At 45.0% G+C, this 20,149-nt stretch carries 21 protein-coding genes; all 21 read left to right on the forward strand.

Annotation, left to right across the window (positions count from 1 at the left end; translation table 11 throughout):
- Positions 1–22: 22 nt before the first annotated feature.
- The 21 genes from LRL21_RS16795 to LRL21_RS16895 all read left to right on the forward strand — a co-directional run bounded on the left by LRL21_RS16795 (position 23) and on the right by LRL21_RS16895 (position 20,093).
- Entirely contained in the window at positions 23–2,545 is a 2,523-nt protein-coding gene (locus tag LRL21_RS16795) for an EAL domain-containing protein (RefSeq protein ID WP_240416954.1), read from the forward strand.
- Positions 2,546–2,634: 89 nt separating this feature from the next.
- A complete protein-coding gene (locus LRL21_RS16800) occupies positions 2,635–2,979 on the forward strand; it encodes a histidine triad nucleotide-binding protein (protein ID WP_240416955.1) in 345 nt (114 codons plus the stop codon).
- Positions 2,980–3,084: 105 nt separating this feature from the next.
- A complete protein-coding gene (gene rpsU, locus LRL21_RS16805; RefSeq protein WP_076230116.1) occupies positions 3,085–3,258 on the forward strand; it encodes a 30S ribosomal protein S21 in 174 nt (57 codons plus the stop codon).
- Between the two features lie 12 nt (positions 3,259–3,270).
- Positions 3,271–3,714 carry a GatB/YqeY domain-containing protein gene (locus tag LRL21_RS16810; protein WP_076230117.1) on the forward strand — a complete coding sequence of 148 codons (444 nt, stop codon included), beginning with the start codon at positions 3,271–3,273 and terminating at the stop codon, positions 3,712–3,714.
- 420 nt (positions 3,715–4,134) lie between these two features.
- On the forward strand, positions 4,135–4,413 hold the full coding sequence (gene yqfC, locus LRL21_RS16815; RefSeq protein WP_240416956.1) for a sporulation protein YqfC: 279 nt from the start codon (positions 4,135–4,137) through the stop codon (positions 4,411–4,413).
- A gap of 15 nt (positions 4,414–4,428) precedes the next feature.
- Positions 4,429–5,607 carry a sporulation protein YqfD gene (yqfD, locus tag LRL21_RS16820; protein ID WP_240416957.1) on the forward strand — a complete coding sequence of 393 codons (1,179 nt, stop codon included), beginning with the start codon at positions 4,429–4,431 and terminating at the stop codon, positions 5,605–5,607.
- A gap of 68 nt (positions 5,608–5,675) precedes the next feature.
- Complete coding sequence (locus LRL21_RS16825; RefSeq protein WP_240416958.1) at positions 5,676–6,641, forward strand: PhoH family protein; 966 nt, start codon at positions 5,676–5,678, stop codon at positions 6,639–6,641.
- A 53-nt stretch (positions 6,642–6,694) separates the two neighbouring features.
- On the forward strand, positions 6,695–8,938 hold the full coding sequence (locus LRL21_RS16830; RefSeq protein WP_240416959.1) for an HD family phosphohydrolase: 2,244 nt from the start codon (positions 6,695–6,697) through the stop codon (positions 8,936–8,938).
- A gap of 4 nt (positions 8,939–8,942) precedes the next feature.
- Positions 8,943–9,572: an rRNA maturation RNase YbeY gene (gene ybeY, locus LRL21_RS16835; RefSeq protein WP_240416960.1), complete on the forward strand. Its 630-nt coding sequence runs from the start codon at positions 8,943–8,945 to the stop codon at positions 9,570–9,572.
- A complete protein-coding gene (locus LRL21_RS16840; RefSeq protein ID WP_240416961.1) occupies positions 9,569–10,267 on the forward strand; it encodes a diacylglycerol kinase family protein in 699 nt (232 codons plus the stop codon). Before ybeY ends, LRL21_RS16840 begins: the two co-directional genes overlap by 4 nt.
- A gap of 16 nt (positions 10,268–10,283) precedes the next feature.
- The gene (locus tag LRL21_RS16845; protein ID WP_240417091.1) at positions 10,284–10,700 is read left to right on the forward strand and encodes a cytidine deaminase; all 417 of its coding nucleotides are present in this window, start codon (positions 10,284–10,286) and stop codon (positions 10,698–10,700) included.
- Positions 10,700–11,611 carry a GTPase Era gene (gene era / locus LRL21_RS16850; RefSeq protein WP_240416962.1) on the forward strand — a complete coding sequence of 304 codons (912 nt, stop codon included), beginning with the start codon at positions 10,700–10,702 and terminating at the stop codon, positions 11,609–11,611. The genes LRL21_RS16845 and era overlap by 1 nt, the downstream gene beginning before the upstream one ends.
- A 153-nt stretch (positions 11,612–11,764) precedes the next feature.
- Positions 11,765–11,905 (forward strand): YqzL family protein, encoded by a 141-nt coding sequence (locus LRL21_RS16855; RefSeq protein WP_240416963.1) that lies wholly within the window; start codon positions 11,765–11,767, stop codon positions 11,903–11,905.
- A 54-nt stretch (positions 11,906–11,959) separates the two neighbouring features.
- Entirely contained in the window at positions 11,960–12,706 is a 747-nt protein-coding gene (recO, locus tag LRL21_RS16860) for a DNA repair protein RecO (RefSeq protein ID WP_240416964.1), read from the forward strand.
- A gap of 115 nt (positions 12,707–12,821) precedes the next feature.
- Entirely contained in the window at positions 12,822–13,634 is an 813-nt protein-coding gene (locus LRL21_RS16865) for a pyruvate, water dikinase regulatory protein (protein WP_240417092.1), read from the forward strand.
- A 113-nt stretch (positions 13,635–13,747) separates the two neighbouring features.
- Positions 13,748–14,215, forward strand: coding sequence for a YaiI/YqxD family protein (locus LRL21_RS16870; RefSeq protein WP_240416965.1), 468 nt, complete (start codon positions 13,748–13,750; stop codon positions 14,213–14,215).
- 40 nt (positions 14,216–14,255) lie between these two features.
- Positions 14,256–16,082, forward strand: a complete 1,827-nt coding sequence (gene dnaG, locus LRL21_RS16875) for a DNA primase (protein ID WP_240416966.1) — start codon at positions 14,256–14,258, stop codon at positions 16,080–16,082.
- Positions 16,083–16,133: 51 nt separating this feature from the next.
- The gene (gene rpoD, locus LRL21_RS16880) at positions 16,134–17,264 is read left to right on the forward strand and encodes an RNA polymerase sigma factor RpoD (RefSeq protein WP_076230131.1); all 1,131 of its coding nucleotides are present in this window, start codon (positions 16,134–16,136) and stop codon (positions 17,262–17,264) included.
- Between the two features lie 132 nt (positions 17,265–17,396).
- Positions 17,397–18,239: a hypothetical protein gene (locus LRL21_RS16885; RefSeq protein WP_240416967.1), complete on the forward strand. Its 843-nt coding sequence runs from the start codon at positions 17,397–17,399 to the stop codon at positions 18,237–18,239.
- Position 18,240: 1 nt separating this feature from the next.
- On the forward strand, positions 18,241–19,011 hold the full coding sequence (locus LRL21_RS16890; protein ID WP_240416968.1) for a tRNA (adenine(22)-N(1))-methyltransferase: 771 nt from the start codon (positions 18,241–18,243) through the stop codon (positions 19,009–19,011).
- Positions 18,978–20,093 carry a Nif3-like dinuclear metal center hexameric protein gene (locus tag LRL21_RS16895; protein ID WP_240416969.1) on the forward strand — a complete coding sequence of 372 codons (1,116 nt, stop codon included), beginning with the start codon at positions 18,978–18,980 and terminating at the stop codon, positions 20,091–20,093. The genes LRL21_RS16890 and LRL21_RS16895 overlap by 34 nt, the downstream gene beginning before the upstream one ends.
- Positions 20,094–20,149: the final 56 nt, after the last annotated feature.

A 20,149-nucleotide genomic window follows, 5' to 3' on the forward strand; every position in this document is an offset into this window, starting at 1 on the left:
GATATAGCAACGGAGGACTTTAATGAAAAATTGGTTGCTTCCGGCCACCGCGTTAATGAATCGTTTGAATTATATGCAAAAGTTTTTTTTAATTGGATTACTATTAATGCTGCCAAGCGGACTTTTTATTACCTTACTGATAGGCAACATCAATAAGGAGATTGACTCTTTAGACAAAGAAAGACAAGGGCTCGAATATATAACCGGTGTCAGCCATTTTATTGAAGATATACAACAGCACAGAGGAATGAAAAATGCTTATCTGCGCGGAGATCATTCTTTTGAGCAGCAGTTGATAAGCAAGCGCGAGGACATTGAAAAAGATATTCAACAAATCAGAGCTATGAATCAACGATATCGTGAAGTGTTGCAGCCGGAGACGCGTTTTAACCAAATGATGGATGACTGGGAGCTTATCAAAGATGTTAAATCAGTAAACGATGGCAACCTAAGCTTTTCTTTACATAGTGAAATCATTTCTCAATCGTTAGCTTTAATTGAACATGTCAGCAGCATATCAGGGCTGAAAACAGACCGGCACAAGGAAAGCTATAATCTGGTTGATGGGTTGATAGGCAAAATGCTTGCGATGCTTGAACATTTGGGGCAGACAAGAGGTATCGCTTCCGGAATTGCCGCTGATAAACAGCTTGGATTGGATCTCAAAACTCAATTGACCGTTCTGAGGGGGTTAATTCATTCAACGCTTGAAATAGTAAAAGGGAGCTTGAATGTTATTTATGAGGAAGACCCCTCGTTAAAGCTGTCCATTAAGCGGCAAATGGATGCTATTGAGCAAGGAATTAATCAATTCATTTATTGGCTGGATACTGAGATAATGAATGCTGACAGCTTGAAGATATCATCACCGGCTATATTTGAAATTGGCACATCTTCAATCCAAATGGGCTATGAGCTTCAGCATACTGGCATCCCGATCATAGATCATATTCTCCAGGAACGCATAGAAGCATGGGTCAGACAAAGAATGACGATTTTGGCCGTATTAACGATTGCATGTCTAGTTGTGGCTTATTTGTTTTTCGGACTGTACCGCTCTGTCATTCACTCTATTCATGCTTTGAAAGATGCTTCTTCCAGACTGGCTGAAGGCGATCTGACAGCAAGAGTACAGCTGAATTCGCAGGATGAACTGCTCTCTGTAGGCGCAGCATATAACCATATGGCAGAAGCCTTTGAAAGTATTTGGAGTGAAAGGAAGGCACATGAGGAGCAGCTGCAATATCGTGCATACCATGATCAGCTCACCGGCTTACCTAACAGAGTAAATTTTCATGAGCAATTAATTGCGCACATTGGGGATGCGAGACAAGAGAAACGGATGCTGGCTATTTTATTTATTGATCTGGACCGTTTTAAAATCGTTAACGATACGTTGGGCCACAAAGCAGGTGATATGCTGCTTCAAACTGTAGCTGACCGCTTGACAGATGAACCATTCGCTAACTGTCAGCTTTTCCGAATGGGAGGCGATGAATTTACAGCTATTATTCCTTTTATTGAGTCCAAGGATGAAGCAGCATGGATTGCACAGCGGATGCTCACCGTACTGGATCAGCCAATTACCCTTGATTCATATGAGATGAAGGCTTCTGCAAGTATCGGAATTAGTGTGTATCCTTCTGACGGACAAACCTTGCAGGAGCTGCTGACAAATGCCGATATGTCAATGTATGTTGCCAAAAAGCAAGGCAGCAATGGGTACCAATTGTATCATCCATTGTTGAATGAGCAGGCCCAAAAAAAGCAAGCAATGGAATTGGAATTACGTATGGCCCTGGAAAGAAACGAGTTTTCGCTATTTTACCAGCCGCGTATTCAACTGCTGGGTGGACATTATACAACAGTAGAGGCACTTATCCGCTGGAATCATCCCGAACTTGGACTTGTCGCTCCTGCGATCTTTATTCCCTTGGCTGAAGAAACAGGTTTAATTAAACCTATCGGAGAGTGGGTGCTTCGTACAGCCTGTCGGCAAAGCAACTTATGGCGTTCGGAAGGAATAAAAGATGTAAAGATGGCTGTTAACATATCAGGAGTTCAATTTCAGAGCGAGCATTTTATTCAAGAGATTGCTGAAATTCTTGCAGAGTCTGACTTTGATCCGAATAAGCTTGAATTCGAGCTGACGGAAAGTGTTGTGATGGTTAACGTCACCCAGGCGATCTCCAAAATGAAGCAGCTCAGAGATCAAGGTATTCGAATTTCAATCGATGATTTTGGAACCGGCTTTTCATCGCTTAGTTATTTGAAATATTTTCCGGTTGATATATTAAAAATTGACCGTTCTTTCGTTAAAGATATCCCGCTTGCTCCCAAGGACACGGCGATTACCAAAACAATTATCGCGCTTGCCCGCAGACTAGGCTTGGAGGTTGTTGCTGAAGGTGTGGAAACAGAGGAACAAATGGCCTTTTTGAAAAACAGGAATTGCAACGAGGCACAAGGCTATTTATTAAGCAAGCCGTTGCCAGCACTTGAAATGACAGCGCTTTTAAAAAAACACCAGCTTTCTGTCGGATAACCGTCAAGCTCTGACTGGATTTTCAAACCTGCATTCGGTATGATAGAAAAGTATGTGTGATCATTGAGTATAAAGGAGGACTTCCACCTGTGAGCTGTATATTTTGCAAAATCGTAGAAGGATCGATTCCTTCGACCAAGGTGTATGAGAATGAGCATGTATTGGCATTTCGCGACATTCAGCCTGCTGCACCTGTACATATTTTAATTATACCGAAAAAGCATATTGCGACCATGAATGATGTTGAGCCGGATGACCGCGGATTGATCGGGGATTTACATATCGCTGCCCAGGAAATCGCCAAACAGGAAGGTGTTTTCGAAAGTGGCTACAGGTTGATTAACAACTGTGGTGCTGACTCTGGACAGGTTGTTTTTCACATACATTACCATTTATTGGCCGGTGAAAAGCTGGGTGCGCTTAACGCAAAATAAATTTTTGCCATCTAGGTTGACCTATGTTTGTGTATGCAATATAATTGTAGTTGATAAACTGCTTTTTTTTGTCTTGGACGGTCTGTTCGGAGGGAGGGAAAACTGGTGTCAGAAACTCGAGTTCGCAAAAATGAAACTATAGATGCTGCACTTCGTCGCTTTAAGCGCACCATCGCAAAAGATGGCGTGTTAGCGGAGGTAAAGAAACGCAAGCATTATGAAAAACCAAGCGTTAAGCGTAAGTTAAAGTCTGAGGCTGCTCGCAAGAGAAAGTTCTAGGGGGCTTAAACGATGAGCTTAAGCGAAAAACTCAATGAAGATATGAAGCTTGCGATGAAGAGCCAGGCCAAGTTTAAACTCTCCGTAATCCGTATGGTTCGTGCCTCTATCAAGAATATCGAGATAGATCAACGTAAACCCTTAGATGACCAAGAAGTACTTGAAGTTCTAAGTCGCGAGATAAAACAACGTAGGGATTCCCTCCAAGAGTTCGAAAAAGCCGGTCGTGATGACCTGGCGGAAACCGTTAAGGCTGAAATTGAAATTCTGATCGAGTACTTACCGCAGCAGCTTACTGAAGAAGAAGTGAAATCCATTGTACAGCAGACCATCCAAGAAGTGGGTGCCTCTTCTAAAGCGGATATGGGAAAAGTCATGGGTGCATTGATGCCAAAGGTGAAGGGACGTGCCGATGGCAAGATTGTCAATCAGGCCGTTCAACAGCTATTATCATAGCAGCAAAAAAACACTCCGTTTAGGAGTGTTTTTTTGTGTTGGATTACGTTCGATATAAAAAAATGACCTTACGCTTCAAAGCTTTCAGGTGGTGAATCAGCGCCTTAGCTACTCTTTGTAGCAATAAGACCTCATGGATCGTTCCTGCCTGTCTATCACCCCTTTACGACTGTCAGGAACGATTGCAGTGGATGATGGGCAGGCGGGTATGGCTATGTGAATTCATACGTGTGAAGTTCGTAAAAGAAATGCAGCCGCTGAATCCGTGGAGTCAGCGGTTCTTTGGTATGTTTTCATAAACAGCTATTTATTCGCATATGTTGTAAATAGTATGTGTGCGTTCAGTAAACGCAGCGCCATTAGTCCTTAGACGCTCAGGAAGTACAATATCCGTCGAAAAGCTCTTAAGGGGGATACAGGATGCGAAGTATTACTAAAAGTTTTCATAAGCTTACCTCCCAAATGCTGGACCTTCCTCAGGATGTCACATCGGACTTGCCCCGTGTAACGATGATTGGCAATGTGCAGCTATATATTGAAAATCACCGCGGAGTTCAGCATGTTTCAAGTGAGCTGCTGCGGCTTGGCTTATCCCAAGGAAAGCTTGAGGTACATGGGAAGGAGCTAGTGATCCGGGTTATTTATCCTGAGGAAGTATACATTGAAGGGATCGTTCATGAGCTCAAATATATTCCGTAAAAGAGGTGCACCGATTTGAAATCATCCATTTTTTTATGGGTAAGAGGGTACGTCAGGATAGAGGTTCGTGGACAGAATTTGGAGTCATTTATTAATCAATTGGTCGAGAAGCGAATATTGGCTTGGGATATTTGTTTTTATGAGGGTTATGCGAAGCTGTATATGTCTCTGAAAGATTTTTTCGGGCTTCGCCCGCTTTTAAAGGAGACAGGCTGTCGGGTCCATGTCCTTGAGCGGTTCGGATTTCCTTTTCTGCTAAGTCGTTTGGAGAAGCGCAAGTTTTTTGCAATTGGTCTGATTGGATTTATCATAGGGCTTTATTTGCTGTCCTCCCTAGTTTGGCAGGTGCGGGTTGAAGGTAATGAATTGATCAGTACACAGGATATTTTGCAGACAGCCAGGCAGGAAGGGATCTACAAGCTGCAGTGGAAGTTTCGGCTCAAGGATTCGGATGTATTGTCCAAAAACCTGCAGGGAAAGCTTGCGGGTACGGCATGGGTAGGGGTTGAAATCCAAGGAACGCAGGTCGTAATCAAGGTAGTGGAAGCAACTTTGCCTGACAAGCCGCAGCTGCTGAATCCTCGCCATCTGGTGGCCTCCAAGAATGCCTTGGTGACATCTATTTTTGCTGAAAAGGGAAGGCCCGTCGCCAAAATCAATACGTATGTAAAAAAAGGGGACATCCTCATATCGGGTATATTAGGTGACGAAACCCATCGGCAAACTGTAGTTGCGAGCGGTCAAGTAAAAGGAATTGTATGGTATACACCTCAAGTCGAGGTGCCACTCCTGCGGCAGTATAAGACCTACACAGGCTCGACACAAAACCGTTCTTATTTGGTATTGGGCAGCCGAGCGCTGCAGCTTACGGGTTATGGCGCCCTCAGTTTCGAGAGCTATGAAACGATACCGGAACGCAAGACACTGCAGTGGAGAGATTATGTCCTCCCGATCGGCTGGCTGCGAGAGCGGATTATGGAGGTTCAACTCGTCGACCGACCTATGGAGCTGCAAGAGGCACGAGCCGTTGGTATGGAGCAGGCCAAGCTGGAAATTATAGCTGCTGTCGGTGGGGATGCCAAGGTCGTAAATCAAAAAATTTTGCATGAAAAGACGGACAATGGTAAAGTTTATATGGAAGTGCATTTGGAAGTGGAAGAATCGATTACCCAAGAGCAAGCAATTATACCATAACGCATTCGCTTGAAGGAAAGTGCTAACGATGCTAGTTTGCTACGCAAACTTTAAGGAGAAGAGGCCTGTTGACTGATCAATCACGTTTTATCAAAGTAGCTTTGAAGAATACAGCTGAGGGGCTAGCTCTCTTTGGGCCGCAGGACAAGTTCTTGCAGTTAATCGAGCAGCATACCCGTGCCAGCATTCAGTCCCGTGGTGAAGAAATCGTCATAAGGGGCAATGCGGGTGAGATGGATTCGCTTCAGCAGCTATTTGATGTACTGCTAGAGCTCGTTCGAAACAATTACATATTGACTGAACGCGATGTGCTGTATGCTATTGAGCTGTCCAAGGATATGAAGGCTGATCAGCTTCTGGATTTGTTCAAGGGCGATATTGCAACTACGCATAAGGGCAAGCCTATCCGGGTAAAAACCATCGGTCAAAAGCAGTACGTGTCTACGATCAAACAAAAAGATATTGTATTTGGCATTGGGCCAGCGGGTACAGGGAAAACGTATCTGGCTGTCGTTATCGCGGTCACGGCTCTTAAAGAAGGCAAAGTGAAACGGATTGTGTTAACTAGGCCTGCTGTCGAAGCTGGAGAAAGTCTGGGATTTCTACCGGGAGATCTGCAGGAAAAGGTTGACCCTTATCTTCGCCCATTGTATGATGCACTTAACGATGTCCTCGGACCTGAGCAGGTGCTGAAATCGCTCGAAAGAGGTTTGATTGAAATTGCGCCTCTTGCCTATATGCGTGGGCGGACACTGGATGATTCGTTTATTATTTTGGATGAGGCGCAGAACACGACGCCTGAGCAGATGAAGATGTTCTTGACTCGTCTCGGTTTTGGCTCGAAAATGGTTATTACCGGAGATGTAACGCAGATTGACCTGCCGCGCGGCAAATCCTCGGGTCTTATCGAGGTGCAACGTATTTTGAAGGGGATTGAAGAGATCGGATTTATTCAGTTTTCTGAAGCGGATGTTGTCAGACATGCTCTGGTTCAAAAGATCATTATTGCCTATAATGAACAAAACGACAAATAACCTGATACGTCTTAGTTCATCAGGATGTGTATAGAAAGGGATGACCTTTCGCAATGAACAATATTCAAAGAAAACTTCAAAATCCGCTTGTTGGCTGGAAATATAGTGCCTTGGTGCGCTTTCTTCTGTTTTTCCTGCTTGCAGTCGTACTATATGCTTCGCTGACGAACAGAATGATTCCGCAAACCTATGATATTCAGGTGGGTTCTACAGCGGAAAAGGACATTCTGGCTCCGCGCGCCATTGAAAACGCTATAGCTACCGAGAAGGCCAAGGAGGATGCTGCGCAGCACGTTCAGCCCGTCTACAGGATTGTGTCTTTAAAGAATGAGGCATTGATCGAAGCGATGTTCGAAAAGCTGCAGCAAATCAACGCTGACTCGGAGGTTACTTTAGGGGATAAGGTCAATATTTTCAAATCCGTATTTCCCATTCTCGCGCAGGATCACATGGATAAACAGATTCAGAGCTTTGCTGTCAGCGGTCAATATAATGATGCATTACTGCAAGAAATGCGCAAAAAAATCAATGAGCAGCAGTACCGTATTCCGGAGGAAACCTTTTACAAGATGCCGCGTTTGCCCAAGGAAGATCTCGCGTTGATGGAACCGGTCGCTAAAGATATCGTGACACGGTTGATGAACGATCAGATTATGGAGGCTCAGACAGTACGGGCCAAGGTTGCCGAGCTTGTGAACAGCTCAACCTTGACGAAAAGTATGTCCAGGGAAATGGTGCAGGAAATTGTACGAGCTGCCATAACGCCTAATAAATTTCTCGATCAAAAAGGGACAGAAACCGCAAAGGGCCATGCAAGGGATAACGTAAAACCGGTATTTGTTAATAAAAATGATGTGCTCGTCAGTAAAGGTGAACCGATAACGGCCGATATTTACCAACGGTTGAGCAGTCTGGATATGCTTCAGGACGAAGCCAGCTATTGGCCGCGTATTGGGTTAATCATTATGGTGCTGATGTTAGCCATAGCTGTTTTTATGTTTGTCAGACAAAGCACGCTGTCCATCAGCAGCAATAACGTACAGCTGGTCATGCTGCTTCTTATCATCATCATTAATCTTCTCGGTATGAAGCTGTTTTCTCTGGTGCAAAATTTGGATTACCCTTATATTGGACTTCTGGCTCCGACGGCAATGGGGGTTATGCTTATAGTCATCTTGTTGGATGAAAAGCTTGCTTTTATGGGAGCTATGCTGTTTTCAGTTATGGCCAGCATGATTTTTAACATGGACCACCTGCAGTCGTTTGATTTTCGTTATGGACTGGTTACTATGGCAACCTCATTTGCCGCTATCTTCTCCATCCAGCGGGCAGGCCAGCGTTCAACCATTCTCAAGGCAGGTGTTATCGTGGCTTTGATGGGGATGCTGCTTATGGGTTCCCTGCTGCTGATTGAAGATCATGAGAGCAAGCGGAATATGCTTTTTGCCTTATCGTTTATCGTGGGCAGCGGTCTGCTTACAGCTGTATTCGTCATTGGACTTCTACCTTTTTTCGAGACTGCTTTCGGTATTCTGTCTCCCTTGAAGCTGGTGGAGCTGTCTAATCCGAACCATCCATTGCTGCGAAAGCTGCTAACGGAAACTCCAGGAACGTATCATCACAGTATTATGGTTGGCAATCTGGCAGAAACAGCGGCTGAAGCGATCGGCGCGGATGGACTTCTATGCAGAGTAGGCGCATACTATCATGATATCGGGAAAACGAAGCGGCCTGCTTATTTTATCGAAAATCAGACAAATATAGAAAATCCGCATGATAAGATGGACCCGGAGCTTAGCAAGTCGATCATTGTAGCGCATGCGAGAGATGGCGTCGAAATGCTGAAGGAATATCACATTCCAAAGCAGATTCGCGATATCGCCGAGCAGCATCATGGCACGACACTGCTGCAATTCTTTTATCACAAAGCTAAGAAAATTGCCGAGGCAGCAGGGGAGCCAACTCCTGATGAGCAGGAGTACCGATATGACGGTCCACTTGCACAATCCAAGGAGGTCGCTATTGTTGGTATTGCCGATTGTGTAGAAGCGGCTGTCCGCTCCCTTCGCAGTCCGAATATGGAACAGATTGACTCCATGGTTCGTAAAATTATTAAAGGCAGATTGGATGACGGCCAGTTTAACGATTGTGATCTGACTACCAAGGAATTGGATCAAATAGCCAAAACCTTAAACGAAACGTTATTAGGCATTTTTCATTCCAGAATCGAATATCCAACAAATCTTCCGGCTGCGAGCCAGCCATCAACGACACAGAATCAAGAAAAAAGGAGCTAAAGCTATGTCTCTACGTCTGGAATGGAGCAGCGAGCAAACCCATTACGAAATTACACAGGAGCTTATTGATAAGCTGGAACTGCTGCTTCAGCTTGCCGGGAAATCGGAGCAGGTCGCAGAGGGCGAGGTAGCCCTAACCTTTGTTGACGATGCAGAAATTCAACGCTTAAATAAAGAATATCGTGGACTCGATAAGCCTACAGATGTGCTGTCCTTTGCGATGAATGACATCGGTGAGGATGAGATGGAGATCATCTATGTGGATGAGAGTGACGATGAAGACGAGTATGTGGACGAGGAAGATCTGGACGATGTTGAACGTCTTGACAAATCTGATGAGATAGACGATTCTAACGAGCGTGAGGATGACATAGAGCTGGAACTGCAGGATGACGAGGATGAAGATGGACTTGTTACGATCTTTGAGGAGCCGCTGGGGGATATCATTATATCGGTGCCCAGAGCCATCGAGCAAAGTGAGGATTACGGTCACTCTGTAGAGCGTGAGCTCGGATTTTTGTTTGTGCATGGTTTCCTGCATTTGATCGGTTACGATCATGACAATGAAGAAGCGGAGAAAATCATGTTTGCCAAGCAGGAGCAAATTTTACAGCAGGCAGGATTGGTAAGATGAATTCGAAGGTAAAGTGGCGCAGAAGCTTTCGGTATGCGTATGAGGGAGTAAAGTATGCCCTTTCTACACAGCGCAATATGAAATTTCATTTTTTTGCCGCTTTTATCGTTCTGCTGCTAGCACTTTACTTGCGTTTGCCCAAGTTTGAAATCCTGTTTATTTTAATGGCTGTAACGTTGATGATCGTAACAGAGCTGATCAATACAGCGATTGAAAAAGCGGTTGATCTTGCTATGCCTGATCGTCATCCCCTTGCCAAAATAGCCAAGGATGTGGCCGCAGCCTCCGTACTGGTGTCTGCGGTTTTTGCGGCTATAGTCGGGATGGTCGTTTTCTATGAGCCTATCGACCATCTATTCCGCAGTGCACGGCAAGCGGAGGGTCATAGCTTTTCTGCGGCTATGGTATGGATATTGCTTAGTTTGGTGATCCTGACGATTATTGTACTCGAGACCAGATTTTCAACCAAGGGCAGCAGGCTTCGCTTGAGCTTGCTCGCAGCCCTCGCTTTTGCGATAGCCACCTTTATTGCTTCATATGTTTCAATTACTTTAGTAGCATTACTCTCGTATTTACTTGCCTTTCTCGTCGTGCTGGTGCTCTACGACAAGCGCAGTCGTTCTTTTCCATCGCTAATTCTGGGTGGACTGGTCGGATGCTTCGTGGCAGCCTGCGTCTATTATTTAGTGAATTAAGAAAGGAACGATGCCGATGGACAAGCACCAATTACTTGGACGGGCACTGGAAGCAAGGGAGAAAGCCTATGTGCCTTATTCGCATTTTAAGGTTGGCAGTGCCTTGCTGGATTCGGACGGTCAAGTCCACTTGGGCTGCAACGTCGAAAATGCAGCTTACGGTCCAACGAATTGTGCCGAGCGCACAGCGCTATTTCGTGCAATTGCTGATGGGAAACCTCCACGAAGCTTCCGTGCCATTGCTGTCGTAGGCGATACACCTAACCCGATTACTCCGTGTGGGGTATGCCGTCAAGTTTTGATTGAATTATGTGCTCCGGACATGCCGGTTTATATGGCGAATCTACAGGGAGCTATTATCGAAACAACCGTAGCCGAGCTGCTTCCCGGAGCCTTTACACAGAACGATCTAAATGGAGGAACAATAGTATAATGACATCAACAACCCCAAAGAAAGCTTACAAATCCGGTTTTGTCGCTATTATCGGACGTCCCAATGTCGGTAAATCCACATTGATGAACCAGGTCATTGGCCAAAAAATTGCTATTATGTCAGACAAGCCGCAAACAACACGCAACAAAATTCATGGTGTTTATACAACTGAACAATCTCAGATCGTATTTCTCGATACGCCGGGGATTCATAAACCGCAATCCAAGCTAGGCGATTATATGATGAAGGTCGCAGAAAGCTCTCTGAAGGAAGTGGATGCGATTCTGATGCTGATCGATGTCGTGGAAGGGCTCGGCGGCGGTGACCGCTTTATTATTGAAAATTTGAAAAAGGTGACTACACCGGTCATCCTAGTGATGAACAAAATCGATCAGATCCAGCCGGAAGCACTGCTGCCGATCATTACCCAATATAAAGATTTGTACGATTTCGCAGAAATCATTCCGGTATCCGCGATGAAGGGCAACAACGTCAATACGCTTCTTGAGCAAATTACGAAATATTTGCCGGAAGGCCCGCAATATTATCCGGCTGATCAGGTAACAGACCATCCTGAGCAGTTCGTATGCGCCGAGCTGATACGTGAGAAAATTCTTCATCTGACCCGTGAGGAAATTCCGCATTCCATCGCTGTAGGCATCGAGGACATGAAGGTAGAAGCTAATGGCGTTGTTCATATATCGGCGATTATTTATGTGGAAAGGGACTCACAAAAAGGGATTGTAATAGGGAAAAAGGGTGCTCTACTTAAAGAAATCGGGCAAAAGGCCCGCTATGACATCGAGGCGCTGCTTGGCTCCAAAACCTTCCTGGAACTATGGGTCAAAGTGAAAAAGGATTGGCGTAATCAGGATCGGGTTCTGCGTGACCTTGGCTTTCGCAACGAATAATAACGAATAGCCGATGGGTGGCAGTTATTGCTTAACATAATTATCGCTCAAACGTAACATCCTATACTATCGCCAGATACCGTCCAGCTCATGATAAGAAGGAAAGCTTTTCTGCTGTTAGCAGACGCTTGGCTTACGGAGGGATGATGCAGCATGAGAGATTTTTCGTGGCAATATTTTTCGTTAACAGGTGATGTGGATGCATATCTGCTGTATAAGGAGATCAACAATGATACCGATTCAATTGAAGCGGAAGAGGACTTGACGTCAGAGTCTGATGATGGTTTAGAATAGCCTCAGGAGATTTACTGAAATACCTCTTTAAGATGGGCTTGGGGGAAATCGGCGATGCAGTATCAGGTACAAGGAATCGTCATACGGAGTATGGACTATGGGGAAGGCAATAAGATCATTACCTTGTTTACACGTGAAATGGGCAAAATGGCAGTCATTGTCCGCGGCGCCAAAAAGCTTAAAAGCCGTTACGGCTCGGTATCCCAGTTGTTCACTCTTGGAGATTATCTGTTTTTCAGATCAGGTCAGCTGGGTACTTTAAAGCATGCAGAAATTATAGATTCGCACCATCGGATTCGGGAGGATCTTCATATGTCCGCCTATGCTTCCTACATGGCTGAGCTGACGGATCGTTTGCTGGCTGACCAAGAGGCCAATTCCTTTTTGTTTGATCAGCTGAACGCAGCGCTGCAAGGACTGGTTGAGCAGAAGGATATGCAAATCATTGCATTCATTTATGAAATAAAAATATGGGTGCAAGCCGGGTATTTGCCGGAGCTGGAGGTTTGTGTAGCCTGTAGAAACGATGGTAATACGATGGCTTTTAGCCCGGCGCTCGGCGGTATGCTATGTGAGAAATGCCGGCATAAGGATCCACAAGCGCTATCGCTCACGTCGGGAACACTCAAGCTTGTTCGTCTGTTCGCACATATGGACATACGCAGACTGGGACAGATTGATGTCAAACCGGAAACCAAAGCAAGTCTAAAAAGACTGATGAGGGCTTACTTCGATACCCATATTGGTGTGGCACTAAAAACGCGAGGTTTTCTGGATCAAATGGATAAATATGGGGTTTGACATTATTCATACGATTTGCTAATATAATAAATTACATTAAATTATTCCTCGTCATGAGTCTCGCACAGGCTTGTTGGCGAGTTCTTTTTTTGAATAGGAAGGAAGATGTATGCCGATGACGGACAAATCCAATCCAATTATTCTTGTTGCCTCCGATTCTGCGGGTGATACGGGAGAAGCTGTAGTACACGCGGCAGCTGTTCAATTTTATCCCCACTTGGTAGATGTGCGTATTATGCCTTTTCTTGAAGATCAAGAAGACGTTGACAAACTGATCCAAACTGCAGCTAAGTGTGACGGGATTATTGTATTTACACTCGTTATTCCTGAGCTTCGCGATTATTTGATTCAGCAGGCCATGCTGCACCAACTGATACATATTGATTTGCTGGGGCCTGTGTTGAATGCTTTGGAGCAAAAAATGCAGCAAACCTCAAGACATCAGCCTGGCATGATTCATCTGCTGGACGAAGGTTATTTCAAAAAGGTAGAAGCGGTTGAGTTTGCGGTTAAATATGATGATGGACGCGATTATACCGGCGTGCTGCAGGCTGACATTGTATTGGTTGGCGTATCGCGAACGTCCAAAACCCCATTGTCGATGTACCTCGCACACAAAAAGTTTAAGGTAGCCAATGTGCCGCTTGTTCCCGAAATACAACCGCCCGAGCAGCTGTTCACCGTATCGAACAAAAAAATTATCGGGCTTCGTATTGATCCCGACAAGCTTAATGTGATTCGCACGGAGCGTCTAAAAATGCTCGGTCTGCCACGAACGGCTTCGTATGCCAATGTGGAAAGAATAAATGTAGAGCTTGAATACGCAGACCGGATAATGAAACGCATCGGCTGTACGGTCATTGATGTGTCCAATAGAGCTGTAGAAGAGACAGCAGCATTGATCATGGAATGGTACCGGGGCAGGTAATGCTTTTTATAAACAGGAAGCAGGATTTTTTATTTCTTCAGCGTATATATTAGATATAGTGCTATTATGAGCACCCAAGTGAAGCTACGCTTATTCAGAAAGATGGGGTCAACATGCCTAAAGCCCACAAAATTATTGTGGATGCCGATGCTTGCCCGGTGAAGCCGGAAATTGTTAAGGCAGCAGCACCTTTTGGGGTTGATGTGCTGATGGTAGCTTCCTATGACCATAGGCTGGCACCAATGGATGGAGTAGAGATTGTACAAGTTGATCGTTCCGATCAGTCGGTGGATCTTTATATTGTGAATCGAATTGCTGCCGGAGACGTATTAGTAACTCAAGACTTTGGTTTAGCTGCACTTGCTTTAGGCAAAAAAGCGCTAGCCATGTCGAATCGAGGCCAGCAGTACTCAGATTTGACGATTGATTTTTTACTCGATCGCAGGCATGAACAGGCCAAGCAGCGGCGCGGAGGCAAACACAGCAAAGGCCCAAGGCCTTTCACAGATGAAGACCGACACTTTTTTCTACAATCTTTGACAAAAGTTTTGCGTGGCTTGCAGGAGATTTCCGAGAGTTAGCGAATATTATTACGTGTTAATTTGAATGAAGGTGGATAGAATGAGTAACGGACGTATTCCGGAAGAAGTCATCGAAAAGGTACTTAAGCATCATGACATTGTCGATGTCGTAGGCCGTTATGTCCATTTAAGCAAGCAGGGTCACTATATGAAAGGGTTATGTCCTTTTCATTCCGAGAAAACTCCTTCCTTTACCGTCACACCTGAAAAGCAAATTTATCATTGTTACGGCTGTGGTGCAGGAGGCGGGGCTATACGATTTTTAATGGAGATTGAAGGCTTTACCTTCATCGAAGCGATTAATCAAATGGCTGCTGAAGCGAATCTGGATCTCGGTATTGATCTTGGATCGGATACTCCATCCCAGCAAAATCCGGAAAAGACAAAGCTATATGAGGCTTACGAATTTACCGGAAAGCTGTACCAGCATATTTTGAAAAATACCGAGCAGGGCAAGCAAGCAATGGAATATTTACGTTCACGGGGGTTAAATGATAAGCTGATCGACACGTTTGGTATTGGTTATGCACCATCCAATTGGGACACATTGGCCCAACTGCTGGAGAAGCGTCAATATGCTTTACCGCTTATGGAAAAAGGAGGCCTTTTGTCTGCAAGACAGGAAGGACAAGGGTACTTTGACAAATTTCGTGATCGGATCATGTTCCCTATCCACGATTGGAAGGGACGGCTAATTGCTTTTGCGGGTAGAGCTATGGGTGAGGCGCAGCCCAAATATTTAAACAGCCCGGAAACGATGCTTTTCCATAAAAGCAAAAGCTTGTACAACATGCATCTGGCACGACCGCAAATTCGTAAGCTGCAGCAAATTGTTGTATTTGAAGGGTACATGGATGTAATCAAGGCTTGGGATGCAGGCATAACCAATGGTGTGGCAACCATGGGTACAGCGTTGACCGAAGAGCATACAGATGTGATTCGCAAGCAAGCCGATCAGGTAACGGTGGCCTACGACGGTGATTCCGCTGGACAAAATGCTGCATATAAGAGCATCCCTATTTTGGAGCAGGCCGGATGTCTGGTCAAAATAGCCATGATTCCAAATGCGCAGGATCCGGATGACTTTATTACCCATCATGGTTCTGAGCGATTTGTACGGGAAGTTATAGAAAACGCCGTACCGTCGATCAAATACAAACTTCTTTATTTTCGCAAAAACTTTAAACTGCAGGAGGACGGGGAAAAGCTTCGCTACATGCAGCAGGCGCTCAAAATTATTGCAGACATCACGTCTCCAATCGAAAGAGAGCACTATGTAAGGGAGCTATCTACAGAATTTCGTTATTCCTTTGAAACGACTTTGCAAAACCTGAACGAGATCAGGCTCCAAGCGGAAAAAAGTAGTAACTCCGGGGATAATAAAGCGAAAGCGTGGAATAATGTTAGGAATGAACGAACACCCCGGGAACAAACCGCAGTGTCTCCAAATCAAGATGCAGAACGCCAGTTACTGGCTATTATGCTACATGATCGCGACGTAACAGATTATGTGAAACAGAACTTGGGAGACCAATTTAATGAGGATGCACATGCAGTTTTGGCCGCTTATTTGTATTCATATTATGAGCAAGGGTATGAGCCAAACGCCAGCAGCTTTATTGCGATGCTTCAAGAGGAAGAATTGGAGGGGTTGGCAAGCTCAATTGCTATGATGGGCAACGCTTATTGGATAAATAATCAGGTTGTTGACGATTGTATAAGTAAAATTAAAAAATATAAGCTTCAACAATTGATCAAGCAAAAAACAGAAGAAATGATAGTGGCAGAACGATCAGGTGATCTGAAGATGGCCGGTCAAATTGGCAATGAGATTACATCCCTAGTCAAACAATTAAAATCATCATGATAATTCGTTTGAATTTATCTTCGATGGCTCTAGGGAGGAGGGAGTTAGCATATGGCGAACGATCAACACACGGAGATAGAGACAGAGTTGACGTTGGATCAGGTAAAAGACCAGCTTGTTGAGCTGGGCAAAAAACGTTCATCTTTAACTTATAAGGATATCATGGAGAAGCTGGCTCCTTTTGATCAGGATCCGGAACAAATCGATGAGTTTTTCGAGCAGCTTTCCGAAATGGGTATTGATGTAGGGAATGAGTCAGATGAAGATAATGAAATCAGCCCGATAGATCGTGATAGGGATCGGGAACATGATGATTTTAACTTTGAGGATGATATTTCACTGCCTCCGGGAATAAAGATAAATGATCCGGTTCGGATGTACCTGAAGGAAATCGGCAGAGTGCCGTTGTTATCTGCGGAAGATGAGATCGATTTGGCAAAGCGAATCGAGCTTGGAGATGAAGAAGCCAAGCGCCGTCTGGCTGAAGCTAACCTGCGTCTCGTGGTAAGCATTGCCAAGCGTTATGTCGGGCGCGGTATGCTGTTTCTCGATTTGATTCAGGAAGGCAACATGGGCTTGATTAAAGCGGTTGAAAAGTTTGACCATGATAAAGGTTTCAAATTCAGTACGTATGCGACCTGGTGGATTCGTCAGGCAATCACCCGTGCGATTGCCGATCAGGCAAGGACGATCCGGATACCGGTACATATGGTTGAAACCATAAACAAGCTCATTCGTGTTTCCCGTCAATTGCTTCAAGAACTGGGGCGCGAACCGACTCCGGAAGAAATCGCCAAGGAAATGGATCTAAGTACGGATAAGGTTCGGGAAATAATGAAAATCGCTCAGGAACCGGTTTCTCTGGAGACACCGATCGGCGAAGAGGACGACTCCCATTTGGGTGATTTTATCGAGGATCAGGAAGCACTGGCTCCTGCTGATGCTGCTGCCTATGAGCTGTTGAAGGAGCAACTGGAGGACGTGCTGGATACGTTGACAGAACGTGAGGAAAACGTGCTTCGACTACGTTTTGGCCTTGATGACGGGCGTACGCGTACACTGGAAGAAGTCGGTAAAGTGTTTGGCGTTACCCGGGAACGGATTCGTCAGATCGAAGCCAAGGCATTGCGGAAGCTGAGACATCCAAGCCGCAGCAAGCGTCTGAAAGATTTCCTAGAGTAGTTATTGGTTAGACCTTACTGCATCTGCAGTTAGGTCTAATTTTTTGTCTGAGCATTACCGATAAATAAATGACAGGAATTGAATAAAATTCAGGAAAATGGCTGCTCAGTATTGAAGAGGTGATCGTGTGCAATGGCAATGGACGAAAAAAGAAGAATATTAATTATGGAAATTGAGCGTTGGCGGAAAAGCAAGCTTTTACCGGAACATTATTGCGATTTTTTATTAAATTTATATTTGGAAGATTCTTCTGAAAGGCCGAAGTCCAGTTCCGGTTTTCTCGGTGTAACCCCAACAGCCATAAAAGACAGTAATTGGAAAATATGGATATCAATATTTGTTGTAATTGCTCTTATTTCTTATGCTGCTCTTAATTTTACCGCTTTTGAATTACCAATGCAAATGGGCCTATCGATGCTTCTTTTGTTTTGTTGTTATACGGTTGGAAGCCTGCAGCGATCCAAGGAGCCTCTTCGAGCTCAAATATTGTTTGGAGTAGCCTCCTTGTTTTTACTGTTTATTGGTGTGTTTATGCTTAAGCTTCACGGGATTCAGAAGCCGGTGCTGGTTGTCGGATATGTAGCTGTATGCAGTATAGTCTGGTTGTTAACGGGTCTGTTGTCAAGATTTATGCTTTTTCAATTGTGCGGCTGGGTCGTGCTTATCTTTTGTTATGGCTGGCTGCTGCATTATCAGCTGGATCTGGCGAGCTGGATTACGCTGGAGCTTAGCTGGGTGCCACTCAGCATCGTATTTGGCTGGATGGGCTGGATGATTCATGAAAGAAGCAAGCAGATGGGTACAGTTTTTCTTATGCTGAGCTGCATCGTTTGGTTCATGCCTGAATTGTATGCTATGCTGTATTCCGAGCTTTATGGTGAGGATACGGTTCAAATTGTTTTTTTAGTCAAATTGTTTATTGAAGCGAGCTTGCTGTTTGCTTTAAGAAAAAAATGGATAGAGTGGGTTACATAATATGCTGCGAATATCAAAACGTTTGGAAATGATTGCGGGTGGTGTGCCGACAGGAAGCCGTTTGGCTGACATTGGTTCGGATCATGCACTGCTTCCGGTTTATTTGGCTCAGAAGAAGCAAATTGTGAAAGCTGTTGCTGGAGAAGTGAACCTTGGACCCTTTCAAGCGGCCTCCAGGCAGGTTCGTGATTCTGTACTTGATCAAGTTATTGATGTCCGACATGGAAATGGTCTTGAGGTTGTGGAAGTCGGAGAAATTGATGTAATCACAATAGCGGGTATGGGCGGAGCCTTGATAGCCGACATACTTGAGGCTGGCAAGGATAAGCTGGACGGTGTACAATTACTTATTTTACAGCCCAATGTTGGTGAGTCCAATGTGCGTTCGTGGCTTATTCAGCAGGATTGGATATTAATAAACGAGCAAATTCTCGAAGAGGACGGCAAAATCTATGAGATTTTGTCGGCAGTGCCCTCCCATTTAAGTCAAGTCTCGAATGCTATGCTTTATCAGGAGCGTCAGCTTGCAGACGGAGTAACCGTGAATCGTGAGCTGCTGCTCAAGCTGGGCCCTTTCTTATTGGATCATCCTCAAGAGGTCTGGTTTCAGAAATGGGAGTCGGAATTGGATAAGCTCGCGATGATTGTACAGCGGCTGGCTCTATCGACACTGCCTGAATCCAGAATAAAGGAGCTTGAGTATCAGAAGGAGATTGAACGAATCAAGGAGGTACTGGCATGCTTGCAAAAGGACAAACCGTCATACAACTGATGGAGGAGCTGGCACCCAAGCATTATGCGGTTCCTGATGACAAGATCGGGTTACAGCTGGGGACCCTGCAAAAGGAAATCAGCAATGTGCTGGTGGCACTGGATGTGAACGATGAGGTGATTGATGAAGCGATCCGGCTGCAGGCTAATTTGATTATTGCTCACCATGCGATAATTTTCAGGCCGCTTGCTCATTTGCAAACCGATTCGGTGGCAGGGAAGCTGTATGAGAAGCTGATCAAGCATGATATTGCTGTCTATATATCACACACCAATCTTGATGTGGCTGATGGCGGAGTTAATGATATGATGGCGCATGCTATTGGTCTAACGGGGCTTTCACCGCTTGAGGAATTGCATACGGATAAGCTGAAAAAGCTCGTCGTGTTTGTGCCTGAGACGCATTTGGAGCCTGTTAGAGAAGCGATTTTCCGTACAGGTGCGGGTTCGATCGGGAAGTACAGTCATTGCAGCTTTGCTGCCGAGGGAACAGGGACCTTTTTGCCTGAGGCTGGAAGTGAACCTTTTATCGGTAAGCAGGGCAAGCTGGAGCAGGTGCGCGAGATGCGGTTGGAAACAATTGTTCCGCAAAGCCTTGAGAGAAGAGTCGTTCAGGCGATGATTAAAGCTCATCCTTATGAGGAAGTAGCCTATGATCTATACACGTTGGATTTAAAGGGTCGCGCTTACGGTCTGGGCAGGGTCGGCAAGCTGCTCGAGCCAGTCACCCTGGAGCAGCTGTGTGAGCTTGTTAAAGACGGCTACGAGGTTCCTGCTGTTCGACTTGTCGGCAATCCACAGCGTAAAGTACAAAAAATCGCTGTTCTTGGCGGCTCAGGGGGCAGATACGTCCGCCATGCTTTATTTGCAGGAGCGGATGTGCTTATTACCGGAGATATCGACTACCATACAGCTCAGGACGCCATGGCCGCAGGGCTTAGTATCATTGATCCAGGCCATAATGTTGAAAAAATATTAAAGCGCGGCGTAGCCGATTATTTACGAGCCAAATTGCAGGAAAAGAAATCAAATACGGATGTATTTGCCTCCGAAATTAATACGGAGCCGTTTCTATTCGTGTAAAATTTACAAAGCTAAAGCAGGTCATGGATTAAATAGCAATGAATTGTTGTTGTATT

The organism is Paenibacillus periandrae (assembly GCF_022458865.1).
Taxonomy (GTDB): Bacteria; Bacillota; Bacilli; order Paenibacillales; family NBRC-103111; genus Paenibacillus_S; species Paenibacillus_S periandrae.